Genomic DNA, 15,909 nt, shown 5'->3' with positions numbered 1-15,909 from the left:
CTAGTAAGCCCCTTCTCCACGGGTGACGACGGACCAGGTCTTCCACAGGATCTGCAGGTCGAGCAGGAGCGACCAGTTCTCCACGTAGCGCAGGTCGAGCCGGACGGATTCCTCCCACGTCAGATCGGAGCGCCCGCTGACCTGCCAGAGGCCGGTCATGCCCGGCTTGACCACCAGACGGCGGCGCACGTCGGCGCCGTACCTGGCGACCTCCTCCGGCAGCGGCGGCCGGGGGCCGACGAGGGACATCTCACCACGGATGACGTTGAGCAGCTGCGGCAGCTCGTCCAGCGAGTAGCGGCGCAGGAACGCGCCGACGCGGGTGATCCTTGGATCGTTCCTTATCTTGAACAGCACGCCGTCGAACTCGTTCGCCGCGAGAAGCTGGTGCTTGAGCCGTTCGGCGTCCACCACCATCGTGCGGAACTTCACCACCCGGAACTCCCGGCCGCCCCTGCCCACCCTGGTCTGGTGGAACAGCGCGGGCCCCTGGCTGGTGAGCCTGATCACCAGGGCGAGCGTCAGCAGCGGCAGCGCGAGCACGAGCAGGGCCGCGCCGGCCACCAGCCGGTCGAAGGCCGCCTTCACGAGCTGCCGGGTGCCGTCGAACTCCGGGTGCTCGACGTGCAGCAGCGGCATCCCGGCCACCGGCCTGATGCTGATGCGCGGGCCGGCGACGTCCATGAGCGCGGGCGCGACGAACAGGTCGGTGCGCGCGGTCTCCAGGCTCCAGGCCAGCCGGCGCAGCGCCGCGCCGTCCAGCTCGGGACAGGCCAGGACGGCCACCGCGTCGGCCCGCGAATGGGCCACGACCTCGGCGACGTCGCCGAAGGAGCCCATCACGGGGATGCCGTCGAGGTCGACGTCGAGCGTGTCGTGCGGCAGGCAGGCGCCCACCACCTGCATGCCGTGGTGCGGCTGGCGGCGGAACTGCACGACGAGGTCGAGGATCGACTCCCGGTGCCCGACCGCGATCACCTGCCGCATGTACTCGCCGATCGCCCGCCTGCGGTGAAGCCGCTTGCGCATGCGGTAGCGGAAGTAGAGCGTGGCCAGCAGCACCAGCGGCAGCATCGCCATGACGAAGCTGCGCGCGATGGCCGTCTGCGTGGCGTAGGCCAGGATGGCCGTGGTGGCCATCAGCCCGATGCCGCCGGTGAAGACGGCCTTGAACTCCTCGGTGCCCTCGCCGTTGGCGCGCTGACGGTACGCGCCCGCCATCATGAGCGCGACCGGCCAGACGACGAGCAGGCCGAGCCCGAGCACGTACTCGGCGATCGGCACGTACACGCCGGAGGCCAGGCGTACGCCCAGCACGCACGCGCACGCGAACAGCGCGCACGCCGTGTCCCCGCCTAACAGGAGCCGCAGATACGCCCGGGTCCAGATGTTGGACTCAAGGCGTGGCGCGGCCTCGAGGAGCACAGCAGTGGACTCCCCAGTCCCCACCCTCATAGCACCACCCTGTGATAACTGCTTTCACCGCGATAACAGGACGTTCCTTGTGCCGCATAGGTTGACAATGACCCATGCGTTATCAAGGGCGGCGGCCCCCACTAAAGAGTAAAGATCGATTCCAACCTGGGGAATAACGGGAAATGTCCACAATCGGACGTCGATCTAGGGGTTTCGGGGGTTGACGGAACGATCCAAAAGTGCAGCATCAGAGCGAGAAAATGTGAGGTTTATGGCGACATTTCGCCAGGTGACCGGGAGGCGGAGCCGCTAGTCGTACTCCAGGTCCGGCAATGCGGACGGCGGATCAGGGCTGCGCCACACGACCACAACTCCGTCACGCGCGGAATCGGCGGCCAGGTTCAGCCGGTCGAGATCGAAATCGGGCAAGTAGCGCAGCCGGGCGACAAAGGTGGCATCAGTCGCGGAACGCGGCACCACGCAGCCTTCGCCGTCCCGATCGAGCAGGATGTAGTGGACGTCTTCCCCGGATTCGGTGGCGACCCGGACCTCCACCACGTCCTCCCACGCGAGGGCTTCGACGCTGCCGTCGGCGTAGTGGCGGGTGACGCCCTCTTCGGTGACATATACGTAGGAGTCCGGCATCGGGTTGCCGTGCATGGCCGCGATTCTTGCGAGTTCCGGGGCCGTCCCGCAAGGGTTCGCGCTCAATGACGCACATGAGCCACCCGTTCAGGGAAGCTCGGGACTGCCCCAGTTGTGGCTGAGATGCGCCGCGACGGCCGCCCGCGCCGCCTCCACCGGGCCCGCCGCGATGGCGTCGAGCAGCTCGCGGTGCTCGCGGATCAGGACGTCCCGGTCGCGGTAGACCTGGCGCAGGCGCACCATGCCGAGCCTGGTCTCGGCGGCGAGCGTGGCGTAGAGACGTTCGAGCCGCCGACTGCCGGCCGCCTCGATCAGCGCCTCGTGCAGGGCCATGTGCTCGGCGACGGTCGCCGACCAGGGCGCGTCGGCCGGCAGCTCCGCCCACCTGAGCAGCGCGGCCTCGGCGTCGGGCACCCGGCGGCCGGCCACGGCCTGGGCCATCAGGTCCTCCAGGGGGCGGCGCACGTACATGAGGTCCTGGAGGTCCGAGATCGTCACCTCGGGGACATAAGCGCTGCGGTTGCGCTCCCGTCTGAGCAGTCCCTCGTGCACCAGGCCGGCCAGCGCCTCGCGCACGGTCGGCCTGGCCACGCCGTACGACGCGGCGATCTCCTGCTCGGGCAGCGGCGTGCCCGGCGCGATCTCGCCGGAGAGCACACGGGTGCGCAGGGCGTCGGCGAGCGCGCCGACCGTGGAGACGGGTTTGAGGGGCAACATCACGGCTGTGATGCTAGTGCCGTTTCCCTGCCCTGCTCGCTGCCCTGCTCCTCGCCCCGACTCCTGCCCCGGGCTCTGCCGCGTTCCGGCACGGCCACCGCCACCAGCCCGAGCACCAGCATCACCAGCCCGGCGATCGACAGCGGGGCCAGCCGCTCGCCCAGCACCAGCAGGCCCAGCAGCGCGGCGACGGCCGGCTCGGCCAGCGCCAGCGTCGAGGCCGTGGCGACCGGCGTGGTGCGCAGGCCGCGCCCGTACAGGATGTAGGACAGCGCGGTGGTGCCGAGGCCCAGGTAGAGCACGGCGAGCAGTCCGCGCGGCTCCCCCAGCCAGCCGACGCCGTTGACCAGCAGCACCGGCAGCATGACCAGGGCGGCGCCGCCGAACAGCACGCCCATCACGGCGTCCGACTCGGCCCCCTTCTCGATGGCCCTGGCCGCGGAGACCGCGTAGAAGGCGTAGAGCAGGCCGCCGAGCAGCGCGAACAGCACCCCCGACACCATCTGCCCGCCCGCCTGCGCGCCGCCGCCGCCGATCAGCGCCGCGCACCCGCAGACCGCCGCCGTGGTCGCCAGCGCCCACCGCCCGCTCGGCCGCCGGCCGTGCAGCACCCAGGACAGCAGGCCCGTGAACACGGGCCCGCTGCCGATCGCGACCACCGTGCCGACGGCCACGCCCGTGCGCCCGACCGCCGCGAAGAAGCACAGCTGGTACGCCGCCACCGCCAGGGCCGCCGGCACCAGCACCGGCCGGAACGCCCGCCGGACGCCGGCCCGCGCGAGCAGGCCGAGCGCGGCGCCGCCGATGACCAGCCGGGCCGCGGCCAGGGCTACCGAGTCGGCCGAGACCAGCAGCCCCGCGGTGCCCGCGGTGCCCCAGAGCGCGGAGGCGCCCACGACGGCGAGAGGTCCGTTCTTCATGCCGCCATTGTCAGACAATTAGACAATTTCGTCCAGCAGGCCGTCCAGCATGCGGTCAGCGGGGGCGGCGACGTCGCCCGCGTAGTCGTCCAGGACGGCGAGCGCGTCGCGCACGTTCGGCAGGCTTCGGCGCGGCAGCTCCACCAGCGGCTCGCCCTCCGCGGTGATCCCGCCCGCCACGTGGAAGGCGTCGCCGGAGACGATGAGGGACACCTCGAAGCGCACCTCGCGGCCGTCGGGGAGGACGAAGTCCGCGCCGGTGCGCACCCCCGAGGGCGGGACGAAGCAGGAGAAGGGACGGCTGCGCACGAAGGGGTGGCGTAAGCCGGCGAGGATCTCGGCCGCCCTGCTCAGGGCCGCCAGCAGCCCGGCCGCGGCCCGGCTCTCGCTGTCCACCCGAAAAAGGGTAGTTCACCCCGCCACCACGTGACCAGCGCACCCGATCACCCGGCCCTCACGGGCCCTCCGGCCACGGGCCCTCCGCAGGGGGATCAGCCGGTCACCAAGCCCCTCCCCGATCCGGGCGTCGCCCCGGGCCCTCCGCGGCGGGAGCGGGCCGGGCGGGTCAGTCGGTGGCGAGGCGGGCGTGGCGCTCGACGTCGAGGCGCACGCCCTCGTGGCGCAGCTTGCCGCGCTCGATGCCCTCCGCCCGGAACCCCGCCTTGGTCGCCACCCGGCACGACGCCGGGTTGTCGGTGCGGTGCCCCAGCTCCAGCCGGAAGAGCCCGCGCTCGCCGAACGCCCACCGGGCCAGCGCCTCGGTGGCCGCGGTCGCGATCCCGAGCCCCCGGTGCGCGGGCAGGACCCAGTAGGACACCCACCCGTTGTCGTGGGCGTCGATCCCGGCCACGGCCACGTTGCCGACCACCGCGCCGCCCTCGACGGTCACCGCGAACGCGTGCCCGACGCCCGTCCAGGACGTGATCCAGCCCACCGCGTCCTTGAGCGTGACGACGGGGAAGGACGACTGGCGGCGCAGATCGGGCGTACGGAACGCGCGCAGCACGGCCGGGGCGTCGTCCTCGCGCCACTCGCGAAGCCGGATGTCGACGGGGGTCACGCTGCCCGAGACTACCGCCGGCTCACGAGGGCGCGATCTGGTGCTCCGCCTCGAACGCGCTGACCAGCGGCCGGGGCGCGGTCAGGCACCACGCCTCGGCCATCAGCTCGAACAGCTCGTCGATGTCGATCTTGCCGAGGTGGACGACGACCCACCCGAAGCGCCCGGCGGTGAACTGCACCTCGAACACCTCGGGCCGCTCGGCCACCAGCGCGAGCTGCTCCTCGATCGTGGCCTTGACCCCGACGGTCTCGGTCTTCTCCCACAGGTAGCCGAAGCCCTTGCCGTGGACCTTGAAACCGACCCACTCCGCGCTGGGATGCTCGGTCACCTCCGGCAGCCCGCGCACCAGATCGAGGAACTCGTCGACGCTCACACCCATGCCGACCTGTCTACCAAACCCGACCGACAACTCCCGCCGGCTCAGCGGTAGTAGCGGACCTCGATGACGTTGCGGTCCAGGTCGGGGAAGAAGATGGTCTCGGGGGCGATGCCCTGGGCGCCGAAGGAGTTGGAGCCGGTGCCGGTGACCTCGACCCCGTGGTCCTTCAGCCGCACCTTGAGCGCCTCGAAGTCCTCCCTGCTCACCGACAGGCAGAAGTGGTTGATCTGGTGCCCGGCGCTGCCCGTCACCCCCGTGCCCTCCTCCACGCCCTTCGACACGTCGTGCGCCATCAGGTCGATGATCGTCTCCTCGGCGATCCGTACGCTCGGGAACCCCGCTTTGCCCTCGCGGAACTCCTCTCCCCGGACCCCCGGCAGGCCCACCACCTGCTCGTAGAAACGCAGGGCGGCAAGCTGGTCGGAGACCCAGAGAACGAGATGGTCCAGACGCGCATCCATGTAATAGATCCTCCATTCCCGTCCAATATCCGTTGCGCGCATGCCGCTGTCCAATTGAGGGCTCCCGGGACGGACGATCGTCCCCTGCTCGAAAGACGGGATTCACGCGGGGTTCCCCTGCCCCGGCGGGGGGGCCGATCCGTCATGATCTGTCCCATGACGGTGACCGTGCGGACCGAGCCGATGCCCTTCGTCGTACGGGCCGCCAGGTTTCTCATGACGCTCCAGGTGGCGTTCGGGCTGGTGGCAGTTGTCTCCCTGGGCGCCGCGGCGTTGTCCGTCCTCGCACCCGGCCCGCTCCTGCTGGTCGCGTGGGAGGCGGCGATCCTCGGGCTGACCGGCTGGCTGTTGGGCCGGCTCGGCAGCCGCGCCATGTGGGTGCGCTGGGCGGTCGTCGCCCTGGAGGTGCTCGTCGTCACCCATTACGTGGTGCTGCGACTGATGGACTCCGGCGGCCTCGACCCGGTGCGGCTGCTCGTCGCGAACGTCCTCGGGCCGCTGCCCGTCGTCGTCCTGCTGCTCCTGCCGCCGTCCTGGCGCTGGTTCTCGCAGCGAAAGCGGACGGATGCCCCCTCTTGACAGGAATGGGCGAAGATCGTCCATGATCGGGCATGAACGCGTTGATCCGGGCGGCCCTCGTGGGGGCCGTCGTGGGCCTGGCACAGGCCGTCATCGCCTTCCACGGCCCTGACGACGCCGCGGGCAACCTGCTGCTGATGTTGTTCGCGACGCTTCCGGCCGGGATGTTGCTCTCCTGGTACGCCATGTTGCGGAACTGGTGGCTCGTGGCGCTGCTGGGGCAGTTCGCCCTCGTCGCGCTGTACGTCGGCCTGACCATGACCGCGCCCTTCTCCGCGCTCCTCGCCTTCGGCGCCTGGCGCGTCGGCCTGATCACCATGGCCGGCGGGGCGTGCGGCTACGCGCTGGGAGCGGGGATCGCCCTGCCCGTCGCCACGCCCTTGCGCCTCTCGGCGGTCGGCGTGGCCGCGTCCGTGTTCCTGGCGGCCTGGTCGAACCACGACGTGACCGCGCTCGCCGCCCAGGAGCAGGCCATGGCCGCCCGGCACGCCACGAACGTCGTGCCCGACCTGCCCGGGTTCCGGCTGACCGAGGTGGAGATCCACCACCCGGACCTCAGCCTCACGTACGAGCGCGCAGACGCCGTCACCGTCGTGGTCGATCTCCGAACGGAGAGCCCGCCTCCCGAGCACGCCTGCGAGCAGGAGAGCAGCACCTCAGACTTGATCTGCACGAAGGCGGCGCCGAACCTCTGGGTGCTGAGGTATCCCCGCGGCACGGTCCTGTTCGCCGCCCACAGGAACACCCTGCTGCGGATCGCCGGCGGCGACGTGCCCGAGAAGCAGTTGCTCGCCGCCGCGCGCGCCCTGCGTCCCGTCGGTCTCTGGGAGCTGGCCGCGCCCGCGTACGAGCGACCGTGATGCTGCCAGGCAGCCGGAAAGTGATGAAAGATGCTGGATAGGCTGGGCTTCAGCGACGAGGAGGAGGTCGTCTACCTGGAGCTCCTGCGCCGCCGCCGGGTGACGATCCCCGACGTGGGCGAGGCTCTGGACCTGCCGGTGACGGCCGTGACGGCGGCCGTGACGCGGCTCGTCGCGCTCGGCCTGGCCAACCGCGACAACACCGGGTTGTACATGGCCGTGCCCCCCGACGTGGGCCTCGGCACGCTGATCGCCGAGCGCCAGGCCGCGTTGCAGCAGGTGCAGGGCAGGCTGGCCGAGCTGGTGGAGGTCTACCGCACGGGCGCGGCCTCGCCCGCGGGCGAGATCGAGGCGCTCACCACGCCCGAACAGCTCGCCACCTGGCTCGGCAACCTGGAACGCGGCGCCCGCCGGGAGGTGCTGGCCTTCTTCCGGCCCCCGTACGTGCTCGACGTCAACCTCGACGACTCCACCAACGCCCTGGCCACCTACCGCTACGTGTACGAACGCGCCGCGCTGGACGACCCCAGGGCCCCGGCCGAGATCGCCAGGTTCCTGAAGGGCGGCTACGAGATCAGGATCGCCGCCGAGCTGCCCAGCAAGATGATCATCGTGGACCGGGAGGTCGTGCTCCTGCCCGTCCTGCCCGACCAGACGAGCGTGGAACCGGGCTTCCTCCTGGTCAGGGGGCAGTCCCTGGTCCATCTTCTGGTGGAGTTGTTCGAGCGGGTGTGGCAGGCGGCGACCCCGTTGCGGCTCACCGCCACGAGCGTGACCGAAGGGGTCGCGGCCTGGGACGACACCGATGTCACGCTGATGACGTACCTGCTGTCCGGGATGCCGGACAAGACGGTCGCCAGCCGGCTCGGCACCAGCGAGCGCACCGTCCAGCGCCGGATCCGGCGGCTGATGAAGCTGGCCGGGACCGACAGCCGCATGCAGCTGGCCTGGTACGCGGCCCGGTCCGGCATGATCCCGCCGTGAGGGGCGCCCCCGCCGGGGACGCCCCTCACCTGGAACTATCGGCGTAGCTGGTACGCGCGGGTCACGATCTGCTCGACGGTGCCGCCGTCGGCGTCGGTGGCCTGCACGCGCAGCGACACGAACCCGCCGGGCTCGGCCGGGTTCCTGATCGTGCCGGTGAAGGCCCGCTCACCGGCCCCGGCGAGCCGTACCGGCTGCCAGGTGGCGCCGTCGTCGGCGGAGGTCCACAGGGCGGCCCGGGTGATGCGCGGCCCCGCCAGGCCCTTCGGGTAGCGCAGGCCGAGGCCGACCCGGGTGGGGGCGTTCGCGTGGGCGCTGTTGGTCTCGTCCACGTCGAGGTCATAGTCGATCGACAGGACCGGCAGCAGGTCCTGGGCGGCCACCTGCTGCGAGTGGAACGTCCAGTCGGTGCGCACCTTGGTGGAGGTCGTCCAGAAAGGTGCGTTCCGCTGCACGTCGGTCACCACGCGGTACCGGGCGCGCTCCGGCACCACCGGGAAGGCGACGGCCGCCGACGGCGCGGAGCCCAGGAGCTCTCCGTCGCGGTAGACCGTCGACTGCTCCTTGTCGGCGGAGGCGCGGAACAGGTACGTCTGGCCGGGCGCGGTGTCGAACAGGCCGCCCGCGAGGACCACGCCGATCGCGCCGTCGCGGATCGCGGACTTGTCCACCGCGGCCGGCAGCGCCGTGCGGACCACCGCCTTGTTCCAGTCGCGCGACACCCGCTGACCGGCCTTGAGCACGGACGGCGCGGTCTGCTGCCACGCCTGGCCGCCCTCCCAGACCGAGCCCACCTGCATCGCCTCCCAGGTCCGCAGGTCGGCGGTGACGTACTCGGTGAGCGGCCGCGGCGTGATCAGCCGGGTGAAGACCGCGTAGGCCGTGCCCTGCATCGGCGAGACGAGCAGCCGGGTGTATCCGGCCTCCGTGGCCGGCGCCGACGCGTGGAACGACGACTGCACGGTGGCCAGCTCGCCGTCGCGCACCTTGTACCGCTGGTCCGCCGGGACGCCGCCGTTGCGGTACTTGACCAGCTCGTAGGCGTACGGGCTCACCGCCGTGCCCGAGAGCCGGACCTGCAGCCTGCCCTTGGCCGCCGATGCGGCCAGCCGGGCGCCCTGCTCACCAGCGAGCGTCATCGCCGGGATCCTGGTCGGGGACGTGCTCCAGTTTTCGGCGCCCCAGTTGTCGGGCTTGTCGTTGTAGATGATGACCGCGCCCGCACCCGCGGCGGCCGCGTTGTCGACCTGCTGCTGCGGCGTGAGCTCGGCGCTGCGCTTGACCAGCGCGAGCCGTCCCTGGACCGGCTGCCCCGCGTAGTCCTCGGGACGCCCGGTCCCGGCGTCCGCGGCCCGCAGGACCTGGGCGCCGTCGATGCGCGCGGAGCCGGCCCGGCCCCGGAAGTAGGCCGGCTCGATCGGCTCTGCCCCGGCGCCGAGGACCTGGGCCGTCAGCTCCGGCGCGGTGAGCGACCAGGCGACCCGGGACTCGAAGCGGCTGCTCGTGCCCTGGGACGGGACGGAGTACACCTTCGTCTCGCCGTTCATCCACTGTTCGAGGCCGTAGCCGATGGTGCCGGCCGCGCTCTGGACCGCCAGGCCGAGCCGGACCCTGTTCGTCTGGTTCGGCTTCGGGGTGTCCATGGTGACCGGGCCGGCCTTGGCGCCGTCGAAGGTGATGGTCCGGTCGGAGTCGATGACCGCGCCCGGTTCGGCGCCGTAGGTGTACTCCCAGACCCGGTTCCCCTCGGCGGCGTAGTGGAAGATCTCCGCCATGAAGGCGTGCTCGCCCCGGGGCAGCCGGACCTTGGCGGTGCCGTCCGCGCCGATCAGGTAGCTGTCCGGAAAGGCCAGCTTGTCGAGATTCATGTCGTGCACGACGGCGGCGCCGCTGGTCGGCTTGCCGTCCCGGTCGAGCACCTTGAGGGTGACGTCGAAGCGCTCCACGTCCCGGACGAAGCCGACGGCCGTGGTCACGACCGTCTGGCCGTCGGCGGTGGTCGCGGTGACGTGCGCGCCGTGCGCCCCGGCCGGCACGGCCGAGGTGTCGACGGTGACGGCCGCCGACGCGGTGCCGTGCGCCGGCACGGTCACCGTCTGGGCGCCCAGGGTCAGCGCCGCGGCCGGCAGGTCCTCGCCCGCGCCCTTGGCGGCGAGCGTCAGGGTGACGGGCTGGTCGCCGTCGTTGACGTACTCGATCTGCTTGGTGGCCGGCTCTCCGGCGTCCCAGTCGGCGAGCCTGAAGTCGATCACGCCGGAGCCCGAGACGGGCTGGCGTACGGCGCGGCTCACGTCCACGCGGCCGGCGCCCTGGCTGTGCACGGGGGTGCCGGCCGTCGTCCGCGCCGTGCTGACGAGCTGGTTCTTCAGCCTCGCGGCGGTCCAGTCGGGGTGCCGCTGCGCGAGGATGGCGGCGGCGCCGGCCACGTGCGGCGTGGCCATCGACGTGCCGCTCGCCGTGGTGTACGTGCCGTCCACGGGCGTGCCCATCGAGGTGCCCGCGGCGCGGGCGGCCACGATCTTGAAGCCGGGAGCGGTGATCTCCGGCTTGAGCGCCCCGTCGCCGCCGCGGGGACCCCGGCTGGAGAAGTCGGTGATCGCGTCGGCCGAGTCGACCGCGCCGACGGTGAGCGCCGCCTCGGCCACGCCGGGCGAGCCCACCGTGGTCGCCCCCGGGCCGCTGTTGCCCGCGGCGATGGTGAACAGCACGCCCGTCTCGGCGGTCAGCTCGTTGACCGCCACGGCCATCGGGTCGGTGCCGTCGGCGCCCTCCTGGCCCCCCAGGCTCATCGAGACGACCTTCGCGCCCGAGTGGGCCGCCCAGGTCATCCCGTCGAGGATCCACGACTCCATGCCGGCGCCCTCGTCGGCCAGCACCTTGCCCACGATCAGCCGGGCGCCGGGCGCCACGCCCTTGTACTTGCCGCCCGAGCCCGCGCCGCTGCCCGCGATCGTGGAGGCGACGTGCGTGCCGTGTCCGTGGCTGTCCTTCGCCGTCTCGCCGGGGACGAAGCTGCGGCTCTCGGCGATCCGGTCGGCCAGGTCGGGGTGCTCGGCGTCCACGCCGGTGTCCAGGACGGCGACCTTGACGCCGGTTCCGTCGTAACCGGCGGCCCATGCCTCGGGGGCGCCGATCTGCGGCACGCTCTTGTCGAGCAGCGTCTTGACCTTGCCGTCCAGCCAGAGCTTCTCGATGCCGCCGGAGAGCCGGGCCTTGGGCGTGCCCGCCTTGGCGGTGTCGTCGTCCACGGCCTCCCAGAACGCGCCGCCGCGCTTCTTGTCCGCGGCGACGGCCGCTCCCCGGATGCCGGGCAGGGACCGGGTGACCCGGCCGCCGTCGGGCGGAGCGGCCTTGGCCAGGCCCTTGCCGGAGTACCGCACGATGGTCGGGATCGACTCGCTGTGGGCGTCGTCGTACCCCTGGGCGATGAGCTGGGTGACGTTGAACAGCCGCTTGTCCACCTGGCCCGAGGCGACCAGCGGCGCGGCCTCGTTCGGCAGCACGTACACGTCGCCGCCGACCGTGTAGGTGCGCAGGGCGCCGGCCGAGCGTTCGCCGGGGGTGACGGTGACCGAGACGGGACGGCCGGCCTGGCTGGCCACGGTGACCTCGTCCCCGGTGATGAGGGTGACCCGCGCGGTGGTGACCGACGACGCCGGGACGCCGGTGACGCCGGCGGCGGGGGCCGTCGCGTCACCGTGGGCGCTTCCGGTGCCGGCCGCGACGAGCGTGGCGGCGAGGGCGGCGCTGAGCAGCGCCGCTCTACGACTGAATGGCATGGCGGTGGCTCTCTTTCTACCGGTTGGGGGGTTGCGCAACCGGCAGAACAAAGTTTCGCCAGAAAGGGACGTACACACCATGACTAGGTCATGGCGGACAACCGACATGTCAGGTCGTCGCCACCGTCCAGGTCAGCGACGGTTGTCAAGGCGTGAGGTCGCGGGCGGTCCCGGCCGCGATCGCCCCCAGCTTGTCGGGGTTGGCGACGTTGTGGACGGCGGTGATGTGCCCGTCGGCGTCGAAGTCGAAGGTCACGGTGGCGACGACCCGGCCCTGACCGCTGAACACCACGCCGGGGCCGCCGTTGATCTCGGCGAGCTCGGCCCGCATGTCGCCCGGCTCGACGCCCTGGTAGGAGACCGTGCCGATCGCGGCGAACCACGCGGCCACCGTCTTCGCGCCGACGACCGGACGCAGCGCCTGGCGCACCTTCCCGCCCCCGTCGGTCCACAGGGTGACGTCAGGGGACAGCAGTTCCATGAGCGTGTTGATGTCGCCGCCGGTCGCGGCGGCCAGGAAGCGCCGCGTGACGTCCCGCTGCCGCGTCCGGTCCGCCGTGAAGCGCGGCCGCCGGGCCTGTACGTGCTCCCGCGCCCGATGCGCGACCTGGCGCACCGCCGCCTCGGAACGCTCCACCGCCTCGGCGATCTCGGCGTGGCTGAACCCGAAGACCTCCTTGAGCACGAACACCGCGCGTTCGAGCGGGCTCAGGGTCTCCAGGACCACCAGCATCGCCGTCGAGACCGAATCGGCGCCCGCGACGTCGTCGGCGGTGTCGCCGCTGGTCAGGATCGGCTCCGGCAACCACGGCCCCACGTACGTCTCGCGCTGGTACTGCGTGGACCGCAGCCGCTGCAGGGCCACGTTCGACACGATCCGCGCCAGGTACGCCTTCGGATCCGCCACCTGCGAACGGTCGTCGGCCGACCACCTGATCCAGGCGTCCTGGACCGCGTCCTCGGCGTCGGCCGCCGAGCCGAGCACGCGGTAGGCCACCGAGAACAGCAGCTTGCGATGCTCGTCGAAGACCTGCTGGTCCTGCTCCGGGTACGCGCGGCTCATCGCCCGGCGCCGATCCGGGTGAACCGGCCGCCACGCGGCCAGAGCGCGCCGGAGACCGGCATCTTCTTCATGCGGAGGTACGTCGGCCAGGGTGCTGCGGTCACCGTCTCCTTATACCGTGCGGCCGTGCGACCGGTGAGATACACCCTGCGCGGGCTGTCGTCGGGGTGGGTGAACTGCACGACCCCGTCGTTGCGGCCGAGGCTCACCGGGGTGTGGTAGTAGCCGAAGCGGAACGGCTTGAGCCGCCGGCCGTCCAGGGCGCGCAGGATCGACACCGCGGCGTGCACGCCGGTCGGCATGCCGCTCTGGCAGGTGCCGTGCATGACGCCGTAACCCTGGCGGATCGCGGCGGCGTCGCCGAGGGCGTACACGTCCGGGTGCGAGACCGAGCGCAGGAAGGCGTCGGTGACGATCCGGCCGCGGTCGTCCACGGTGAGCCCGGCGGCCGCAGCCAGCGGCGAGACCCGCGTGCCGCTCGTCCACAGCACGACGTCGGCGGCGACGCTCTCCGCGTCCGGCCCGCACACCACCTCGACCGACCCGGGCAGCACCTTCGTGACCTCGACGCCGCTGCGCACACTGACGCCCAGCCGGGCCAGCGCCTTCCTGACGTACTCCCTCGGCCCGGCCGCCATGGCCGCGCCGGGCTCCTGCCTGCCGAGCAGCACGACGTCCAGCTCGGGGTGGCGCTCGGCGATCTCGGCGGCCGACTCGACGCCGGTCAGCCCGCTGCCGCAGACGGCCACCGTGCCCCTGCCCAGGCGGCCCAGCCGGGCGGCCAGCGCCTCGGCGTCCGGCACGCTGTCCAGCGTGTACGCGTGCTCCTCCACCCCCGGCACCGTCACCGTGTCGGCCACGCTGCCCAGCCCGTACACGAGGGTGTCGTAGTGCAGGACCTGGTCGTCGTCGATCCGCACGCTCCTGGCCCGCACGTCCACGGCGGTCACCCAGCCGCGCACGAACCGGGCCCCGGTGCCCTCCAGCAGCTCAGGGATGCGCATCTCGGCGACCTGCTGCCCGCTCGCCACGACGTGCATCCGCAACCGCTCGGTGAACCGCTCCTGCGGATTGACCAGGGTCACCCGGACGTCCGCCCGCCCCTTGGTCCGCGCCGCGAGCTGAATCGCCGCCGCCATCCCCGCGTACCCCGCCCCCAGCACCAGGACGTGGTGCGGAGCCTTGCCGTTCTCGCGCTGTGTGGTCATCGCCGTGCCCTTTCATGTGGTGCGTCTGACCACGTGATGCAAGCCCCCGCCCCATCCGTGACACGGCGCCCCTGTGATCCGCGCCACATGCCCGGCGACGGGTCTCTTACGACTTGGCGCCGCCAGAAAGGGTCAAGCCCGGCCGTTACGCCGGATATAGGACCCGAAGGTCGAGCCGCTGCAGGGCAGGCGCATTCCCGTCGCGATCAGAGCGTCCACGAGGTTCCCCGCGGCGACCTCGTTGAGCTTGCCGTCCTGGGTGGCGCGGGCGAGCAGCCACAAGGTGCCGTGCACGTCCAGGCCGTGCGCCCTCCCCACGGTCACGGCCTCGCGATCGTCCGTGACGGCGATGCCCCGGGCCAGCTCCGCCGCGGAGAAGACGCTGGCCTCGCCGAGGTTGCGCTCAGCAGACCCGATCCGCTGCGCCCACTTCATGAAGCACCTGAGCTCCTCCAGCGAGTCGAGCCGCGCCAGCCCCAGCCAGTCGGCGTCCAGCACCGTCCGAAGGAGGGGATGCTCCTCCATGCCCGCGCGAATCTCTTCCCGGACGACATGGGTGGTCAGGCACGCGGTGCCGGCCAGGAGATCGCGCAACACGTCGAGGCGCTCGGCGCGGGCGAAATGGTTCAGGCACATCGCGTCGAACACCAGGACGGGCTCCGGGCCAGGGTCGCTCACAGCTCGCAATCCGTGTCCTCGCGCACCGGCAGGTCGCCTGCCACGATCTGGCCGCGCATGAGCTCGACCGCACGGGACTCCGTGATGAGCGATCTCTTGAACGCCTCCAGCACAGCATGCGCGAAGCTCGGGGGCACTCGCACCGTTTCCAGGTCGGGCTGCGGTGCCCAACCGACCGCTTCCATCAGCTCCGCCCGGGTGGGGTTCCTCCGGCGCATCTCCTTGGCGACGCCTCTGGTGACGGCTCCGGCCTCCACCGCCTGCCGTACGGTCAATGACCAGGACGCCCTGAACCGGGCCGCGAGAACCACCAGATCCTCACGCCTCGCTCCCCCGTCCGTACGGGCCGCCGCGCGGAACGCTTCGACCGGAAGCAGAAGTTCGGCGGCGAACGCGTCAATGATCGCTTCTCTGTCGTCACGGGAGGCGTGGACGCCGATGTCGGTCGAGTATTCGTCTCCGACGATCAGATGCCCCAGCTCATGGGCCGCGGTCGCGCGCCGGCGGCCGGGATCGCCGTGCTTGCTGACGACCGCCACGGCCACGTCGCCCTCGATCAGTGACGCGCCTTCACCCGGCACTTCGACGACCGCGACCAACTGCCCGAGCCGTTCGCACACGCTCATGAGCGAATCGATGGGTTCGGCCCTGTGCCCCAGGCGCTCTCGCACCCACAGGGCCGCACGGCGGGCAGCCGCAATATCCTGAACCGGCTCCGGGCAGCGCCTTGTTTCGGGAGGACTGAACACTCCCAGGTCCACAAGCTGCCGAATGTCGGCCAGCCACGTGGAGAGCGCCACCTCCAATCGATGCGACTGCCGTGACGCGTCGGTCACCGTGTCGTCGGCCAACTCCGCGCGCCGGGACACCACCAGTGGTGTCGGATCGAGGAAATAGCTCAAGGGAACCCCGAGAACCGCCGACAATCTGGCCAGTTCGAGCGCGTCGACCCGGCGGACGCCTCTCTCGATCTTCGCGATCATCGTCCGGTCGAGCTTCAGCTCCGAGGCCAGCTCCTCCTGGGACATGTCGGCGGCCATGCGGCACTCGCGTACGCGCTCGCCGATGTCCAGCCACTCTCCCGGCTCCTTCATAGTGCGATAATCGCACACACACAGATGAGGACGCGAGGCCGGAAAGTCGAATCCCGGCAATCA

16 protein-coding genes are annotated in these 15,909 nt (G+C 71.7%); 3 read left to right on the top strand and 13 right to left on the bottom strand.

Going from position 1 to position 15,909, the window contains the following annotated elements:
* The 8 genes from ACFYUV_RS39190 to ACFYUV_RS39155 form a co-directional block, all read right to left on the bottom strand.
* Positions 1-1,455, bottom strand: a complete 1,455-nt coding sequence (locus tag ACFYUV_RS39190; RefSeq protein WP_387678178.1) for a sugar transferase — start codon at positions 1,453-1,455, stop codon at positions 1-3.
* Between the two features lie 270 nt (positions 1,456-1,725).
* Positions 1,726-2,076, bottom strand: coding sequence for a hypothetical protein (locus ACFYUV_RS39185; protein ID WP_358290113.1), 351 nt, complete (start codon positions 2,074-2,076; stop codon positions 1,726-1,728).
* A 72-nt stretch (positions 2,077-2,148) separates the two neighbouring features.
* The gene (locus ACFYUV_RS39180; protein WP_358290759.1) at positions 2,149-2,778 is read right to left on the bottom strand and encodes a GntR family transcriptional regulator; all 630 of its coding nucleotides are present in this window, start codon (positions 2,776-2,778) and stop codon (positions 2,149-2,151) included.
* Positions 2,778-3,698 carry a DMT family transporter gene (locus ACFYUV_RS39175; protein WP_387678174.1) on the bottom strand — a complete coding sequence of 307 codons (921 nt, stop codon included), beginning with the start codon at positions 3,696-3,698 and terminating at the stop codon, positions 2,778-2,780. Before ACFYUV_RS39175 ends, ACFYUV_RS39180 begins: the two co-directional genes overlap by 1 nt.
* 18 nt (positions 3,699-3,716) lie before the next feature.
* Positions 3,717-4,094: a hypothetical protein gene (locus ACFYUV_RS39170; protein WP_387678171.1), complete on the bottom strand. Its 378-nt coding sequence runs from the start codon at positions 4,092-4,094 to the stop codon at positions 3,717-3,719.
* Positions 4,095-4,263: 169 nt separating this feature from the next.
* On the bottom strand, positions 4,264-4,758 hold the full coding sequence (locus ACFYUV_RS39165; RefSeq protein WP_387678168.1) for a GNAT family N-acetyltransferase: 495 nt from the start codon (positions 4,756-4,758) through the stop codon (positions 4,264-4,266).
* Between the two features lie 22 nt (positions 4,759-4,780).
* Positions 4,781-5,140, bottom strand: a complete 360-nt coding sequence (locus ACFYUV_RS39160) for an MmcQ/YjbR family DNA-binding protein (RefSeq protein WP_364327188.1) — start codon at positions 5,138-5,140, stop codon at positions 4,781-4,783.
* Between the two features lie 41 nt (positions 5,141-5,181).
* Positions 5,182-5,601 (bottom strand): VOC family protein, encoded by a 420-nt coding sequence (locus tag ACFYUV_RS39155; RefSeq protein WP_387678165.1) that lies wholly within the window; start codon positions 5,599-5,601, stop codon positions 5,182-5,184.
* A gap of 156 nt (positions 5,602-5,757) precedes the next feature.
* Between ACFYUV_RS39155 and ACFYUV_RS39150 the strand changes: the two genes are divergently transcribed.
* The 3 genes from ACFYUV_RS39150 to ACFYUV_RS39140 are packed head-to-tail and all read left to right on the top strand — an operon-like array spanning position 5,758 to position 8,024.
* The gene (locus ACFYUV_RS39150; RefSeq protein WP_387678162.1) at positions 5,758-6,180 is read left to right on the top strand and encodes a hypothetical protein; all 423 of its coding nucleotides are present in this window, start codon (positions 5,758-5,760) and stop codon (positions 6,178-6,180) included.
* A gap of 32 nt (positions 6,181-6,212) precedes the next feature.
* Positions 6,213-7,040, top strand: coding sequence for a hypothetical protein (locus tag ACFYUV_RS39145; protein WP_387678159.1), 828 nt, complete (start codon positions 6,213-6,215; stop codon positions 7,038-7,040).
* A gap of 30 nt (positions 7,041-7,070) precedes the next feature.
* Complete coding sequence (locus ACFYUV_RS39140) at positions 7,071-8,024, top strand: helix-turn-helix domain-containing protein (protein WP_387678157.1); 954 nt, start codon at positions 7,071-7,073, stop codon at positions 8,022-8,024.
* 35 nt (positions 8,025-8,059) lie between these two features.
* On the opposite strand, the gene ACFYUV_RS39135 is transcribed toward ACFYUV_RS39140, so the two are convergent.
* The 5 genes from ACFYUV_RS39135 to ACFYUV_RS39115 all read right to left on the bottom strand — a co-directional run bounded on the left by ACFYUV_RS39135 (position 8,060) and on the right by ACFYUV_RS39115 (position 15,846).
* Positions 8,060-11,803, bottom strand: coding sequence for a S8 family serine peptidase (locus tag ACFYUV_RS39135; RefSeq protein WP_387678153.1), 3,744 nt, complete (start codon positions 11,801-11,803; stop codon positions 8,060-8,062).
* Between the two features lie 145 nt (positions 11,804-11,948).
* Positions 11,949-12,866, bottom strand: a complete 918-nt coding sequence (locus ACFYUV_RS39130; protein ID WP_352364769.1) for an RNA polymerase sigma-70 factor — start codon at positions 12,864-12,866, stop codon at positions 11,949-11,951.
* A complete protein-coding gene (locus ACFYUV_RS39125) occupies positions 12,863-14,074 on the bottom strand; it encodes an NAD(P)/FAD-dependent oxidoreductase (RefSeq protein WP_387678150.1) in 1,212 nt (403 codons plus the stop codon). The genes ACFYUV_RS39130 and ACFYUV_RS39125 overlap by 4 nt, the downstream gene beginning before the upstream one ends.
* 132 nt (positions 14,075-14,206) lie before the next feature.
* Positions 14,207-14,752, bottom strand: coding sequence for a DUF3368 domain-containing protein (locus ACFYUV_RS39120; RefSeq protein ID WP_387678147.1), 546 nt, complete (start codon positions 14,750-14,752; stop codon positions 14,207-14,209).
* Positions 14,749-15,846 (bottom strand): helix-turn-helix domain-containing protein, encoded by a 1,098-nt coding sequence (locus tag ACFYUV_RS39115; protein ID WP_387678145.1) that lies wholly within the window; start codon positions 15,844-15,846, stop codon positions 14,749-14,751. The genes ACFYUV_RS39120 and ACFYUV_RS39115 overlap by 4 nt, the downstream gene beginning before the upstream one ends.
* Positions 15,847-15,909 lie beyond the last annotated feature (63 nt).

It is taken from the genome of Nonomuraea sp. NPDC003560 (assembly GCF_042878785.1).
Classification (GTDB): Bacteria; Actinomycetota; Actinomycetes; order Streptosporangiales; family Streptosporangiaceae; genus Nonomuraea.
The sequence above is the reverse complement of the archived record's forward strand: the minus strand, read 5'-3'. Positions and strand labels throughout refer to the sequence as shown.

What these genes read in the sequence shown, in the direction of transcription:
- ACFYUV_RS39155 (WP_387678165.1), bottom strand. Translation starts at nt 5,601, where the DNA reads ATGGATGCGCGTCTGGACCATCTCGTTCTCTGGGTCTCCGACCAGCTT.
- ACFYUV_RS39175 (WP_387678174.1), bottom strand. Translation starts at nt 3,698, where the DNA reads ATGAAGAACGGACCTCTCGCCGTCGTGGGCGCCTCCGCGCTCTGGGGC.
- ACFYUV_RS39145 (WP_387678159.1), top strand. Translation starts at nt 6,213, where the DNA reads ATGAACGCGTTGATCCGGGCGGCCCTCGTGGGGGCCGTCGTGGGCCTG.
- ACFYUV_RS39130 (WP_352364769.1), bottom strand. Translation starts at nt 12,866, where the DNA reads ATGAGCCGCGCGTACCCGGAGCAGGACCAGCAGGTCTTCGACGAGCAT.
- ACFYUV_RS39115 (WP_387678145.1), bottom strand. Translation starts at nt 15,846, where the DNA reads ATGAAGGAGCCGGGAGAGTGGCTGGACATCGGCGAGCGCGTACGCGAG.
- ACFYUV_RS39160 (WP_364327188.1), bottom strand. Translation starts at nt 5,140, where the DNA reads ATGGGTGTGAGCGTCGACGAGTTCCTCGATCTGGTGCGCGGGCTGCCG.
- ACFYUV_RS39150 (WP_387678162.1), top strand. Translation starts at nt 5,758, where the DNA reads ATGACGGTGACCGTGCGGACCGAGCCGATGCCCTTCGTCGTACGGGCC.
- ACFYUV_RS39135 (WP_387678153.1), bottom strand. Translation starts at nt 11,803, where the DNA reads ATGCCATTCAGTCGTAGAGCGGCGCTGCTCAGCGCCGCCCTCGCCGCC.
- ACFYUV_RS39185 (WP_358290113.1), bottom strand. Translation starts at nt 2,076, where the DNA reads ATGCACGGCAACCCGATGCCGGACTCCTACGTATATGTCACCGAAGAG.
- ACFYUV_RS39140 (WP_387678157.1), top strand. Translation starts at nt 7,071, where the DNA reads ATGCTGGATAGGCTGGGCTTCAGCGACGAGGAGGAGGTCGTCTACCTG.
- ACFYUV_RS39180 (WP_358290759.1), bottom strand. Translation starts at nt 2,778, where the DNA reads ATGTTGCCCCTCAAACCCGTCTCCACGGTCGGCGCGCTCGCCGACGCC.
- ACFYUV_RS39125 (WP_387678150.1), bottom strand. Translation starts at nt 14,074, where the DNA reads ATGACCACACAGCGCGAGAACGGCAAGGCTCCGCACCACGTCCTGGTG.
- ACFYUV_RS39190 (WP_387678178.1), bottom strand. Translation starts at nt 1,455, where the DNA reads ATGAGGGTGGGGACTGGGGAGTCCACTGCTGTGCTCCTCGAGGCCGCG.